The organism is Caulobacter sp. P4_E5, from assembly GCF_056401555.1.
Genome location: NZ_JBFUJD010000147.1, coordinates 1 through 3,289, shown reverse-complemented (window position 1 = coordinate 3,289; position 3,289 = coordinate 1). Strand labels below are relative to the sequence as shown.

At 67.7% G+C, this 3,289-nt stretch carries 5 protein-coding genes; 3 read left to right on the top strand and 2 right to left on the bottom strand.

Features of this window, described 5'->3' with window-relative positions; translation table 11 throughout:
* Positions 1-48: 48 nt before the first annotated feature.
* The gene (locus AC1DSO_RS24555) at positions 49-1,152 is read right to left on the bottom strand and encodes an anhydro-N-acetylmuramic acid kinase (protein ID WP_477071296.1); all 1,104 of its coding nucleotides are present in this window, start codon (positions 1,150-1,152) and stop codon (positions 49-51) included.
* A 43-nt stretch (positions 1,153-1,195) separates the two neighbouring features.
* Between AC1DSO_RS24555 and AC1DSO_RS24550 the strand changes: the two genes are divergently transcribed.
* Positions 1,196-1,246: a hypothetical protein gene (locus AC1DSO_RS24550; RefSeq protein ID WP_156136759.1), complete on the top strand. Its 51-nt coding sequence runs from the start codon at positions 1,196-1,198 to the stop codon at positions 1,244-1,246.
* 98 nt (positions 1,247-1,344) lie between these two features.
* Positions 1,345-2,670, top strand: coding sequence for a tyrosine--tRNA ligase (gene tyrS / locus AC1DSO_RS24545; protein WP_477071295.1), 1,326 nt, complete (start codon positions 1,345-1,347; stop codon positions 2,668-2,670).
* Here the strand turns inward: tyrS and AC1DSO_RS24540 are convergent.
* Positions 2,663-2,809, bottom strand: coding sequence for a hypothetical protein (locus AC1DSO_RS24540; protein ID WP_477071297.1), 147 nt, complete (start codon positions 2,807-2,809; stop codon positions 2,663-2,665). The two genes, tyrS and AC1DSO_RS24540, sit on opposite strands and share 8 nt — an antisense overlap.
* On the opposite strand from AC1DSO_RS24540, the gene AC1DSO_RS24535 reads away from it, so the two are divergent.
* The gene (locus AC1DSO_RS24535) at positions 2,808-3,269 is read left to right on the top strand and encodes a peroxiredoxin (protein WP_477071294.1); all 462 of its coding nucleotides are present in this window, start codon (positions 2,808-2,810) and stop codon (positions 3,267-3,269) included. The two genes, AC1DSO_RS24540 and AC1DSO_RS24535, sit on opposite strands and share 2 nt — an antisense overlap.
* Positions 3,270-3,289: the final 20 nt, after the last annotated feature.

Below are 3,289 nucleotides of genomic sequence, written 5' to 3'. Positions count from 1 at the left end.
CCGGCCCTCTGGGCCACCTCCCCCGCATCGCGGGGGAGGAGAAATACGTTACGGCCGAACGATCCTCCCCCCCGTCATCGGCGCCTTCACCCCCGTGGTCCCCGGAAAGCTGATCGGCAGGCCCCTTGCCGTCCGCGCCGCGAGATAGGCGAAGGCCTCGGCCTCGATGCTGTCGCCGCGCCAGCCATAGTCCTCGGCGGTCTTGACCGGCACCGGGGCGCGCTCGGCCAGGGCCCGCATGATTTGCGGATTATGGCGGCCGCCGCCACAGACGATCAGGGCGCTGGGCCGCGCGCCCAGTTCGAACGCCTTGACCACCGCTTCCGCCGTGAACGCCACCAGGGTGGCGGCGGCGTCCTCGGCCGACAGCGGCTCGACCAGGTCCAGCGGGAAATCGTAGCGGTCCAGCGACTTGGGCGCGGGACCGGAGAAGTAGGAACTGTCGAGGAACCGCTCGAGAATGGCCTGATCGACGCGGCCGGCGGCGGCCAGGCGGCCGTTCTCGTCGAATCGGCCCAGACCCCGCTCCTGCAGCATCAGGTCGATCATGCCGTTGCCGGGGCCCGTATCAAAGGCCAGGAGGTGATCGTCCTGATCGATCAGCGTGATATTGGCCACGCCGCCGATGTTCAGCGCCGCGACCGGCGTGGAAAGGCCCGAAGCCCGCGAGCGGGCGGCGTGGTAGATCGGCGCCAGCGGCGCGCCCTGCCCGCCGGCTTCCACGTCGGCGGTGCGGAAGTCGAAGGCCACCGGCCGTCCGCTGGCCCTGGCCAGGCGCTCGGCGTCCAGCAGCTGCACCGTCCGGCCGATCCGCCCCGGCGTCGGCCGCTCGTGCAGCACCGTCTGGCCGTGCACGCCCAACAGGTCGAAGTCGCTCCAGGCCAGGCCGTGCTCGGCCAGGAAGCTCTCGGCGGCGTGCAGGTGCTCGTCGGCGACCGCCTGGGCGGCCTCGGCGAAGATGTCGGGGGCGGGCTTGTCGCGCGGCCAGCCGCGCGCGACCTCGGTCGCGACCAGCAACAGGTCGCGGGTCTCCTCGCGGAGTTTTCGTTCGCCGGCGGGACCAAAGGCTTGGATCTCTTCGCCGTCCGTTTCCAGCACCGCCATGTCGACCGCGTCGAGCGAGGTGCCGGTCATGAATCCCAGAATACGCATAGTTCGGTTGACTGCCACGACCGCGAAACGGTAGCTAGACCCCATGATCGATACGCGCATCCTGGCCCGCCCCTACTACCGCCCGCTGCCATAGCGGGAGGCCGACCAGACACGTCGCTTAGCCCCCGCCTCGCCGGGGTCGCTCATTTCAAAGTCGATCATGCACTCCGGCGCCGCTCCCGGAGTCACCAAATGAAGCCCTCACAAGCTGATCTCGCCGTGCTAGACGGCCCCTCGCTTCAAACAGAGAGTCGATCCATGTCCGCCGCGTCGTCCTTCAAGTCGGAGTTCCTGCGAACCCTGGAGGCGCGTGGCTACATCCACCAGATCACCCATCCGGAGGAACTGGACGCGGCAGCCGCCGGCGGGATCGTCACCGCCTATATCGGCTTCGACGCTACAGCCCCGTCGCTGCACGTCGGCAGCCTGATCCAGATCATGATGCTGCGTCGCCTACAGCAGGCGGGCCACAAGCCGATCGTCCTGATGGGCGGCGGCACGACCAAGGTCGGCGATCCGACCGGCAAGGACGAGAGCCGCAAGCTGCTGTCGGACGCCGACATCGCGGCCAACATCGCCGGTATCAAGCAGGTCTTCGCCCGCTTCCTGACCTTCGGCGACGGCCCGACCGACGCGATCATGGTCGACAACGACGAGTGGCTGAGCAAGTTCGGCTACGTCCAGTTCCTGCGCGACTACGGCGTGCACTTCACGGTCAACCGGATGCTGGCCTTCGACTCGGTCAAGCTGCGGCTCGAGCGCGAGCAGCCGATGACCTTCCTCGAATTCAACTACATGCTGATGCAGGCCACCGACTTCCTGGAGCTGAACCGCAAGTACGGTTGCGTGCTGCAGATGGGCGGCTCGGACCAGTGGGGCAACATCCTGAACGGGGTGGAGCTGACCCGTCGCGTCGACCAGAAGGCCGCCTTCGGCCTGACGACGCCGCTGCTGGCCACGGCCTCGGGCGCCAAGATGGGCAAGACCATGGCCGGCGCGGTGTGGCTGAACGCCGAGCAGCTCTCGCCCTACGACTACTGGCAGTTCTGGCGCAACACCGAGGACGCCGACGTGGGCCGCTTCCTGAAGCTGTTCACCGACCTGCCCTTGGAGCGCATCGCCGAGCTGGAAGCCCTCGAAGGCGCCCAGATCAATGAGGCCAAGAAAGTGCTGGCCGACGAAGCCACCCGCATGGCCCACGGCGAGGACGAGGCCCGCAAGGCCCGCGACGCCGCCGAGAAAGCGTTCGAGCAGGGCGCGCTGTCGGCCGACCTGCCGACCTTCGAGGCGCCCGCGGCCGAGCTGGAAGCCGGGATCGTCCTGGCGGCCCTGTTCACCGACGCCGGCCTGGCCGCCTCGCGCGGCGAAGCCCGTCGCCTGGCCCAGGGTGGTGGCCTCCGGGTCAATGACCAAGTGGAGACGGACGCCAACCGCGTGATCAGCTCGRCCGACCTCGTCGAGGGCGTGGTCAAGCTGGCGGCCGGCAAGAAGAAGATCGTATTGGTGAAGCCTATCTAATCCTCGTCATCCCGGGCGGCGTAGCCGACCCGGGACCCAGGGGCCGGCGCATTGCGGCTGCCCCTGGGTCCCGGCTCTTCGCTTCGCTTCGGCCGGGATGACGAGCTATGCTGGTGAAAGTGTTTTTGGAGAGCGCGATGCTGCAACCCGGCGACAAGGCCCCCGATTTCGATCTGCCGACCGATACCGGCCGGGTCAGCCTGTCGGGCCTGAAGGGCAAGAATGTCGTGCTCTACTTCTACCCGAAGGACGACACCGCCGGCTGCACCTCCGAGGCCCTGCAGTTCTCGTCGGAAGTCGAGGGGTTCCAGAAGCTGGGCGCGGTGATCGTCGGGATTTCCAAGGACAGCGCCGCCTCGCACGCCAAGTTCCGCAAGAAGCACGACCTGACCATCGACCTGGCCGCCGACCCGCTGGGCGATGTGGTCGAGGCCTACGGCGCCTGGGTCGAGAAGAGCATGTACGGCCGCAAGTACATGGGCATCGACCGCTCGACCTTCCTGATCGACCGTGAAGGCGTGGTCCGCGAGGTCTGGCGCAAGGTCAAGGTGCCCGGCCACATCAAGGCCGTCATGAACGCCGCCAAGGCCATCAAGTAGTTCACGGCAAGTAGCAAGTA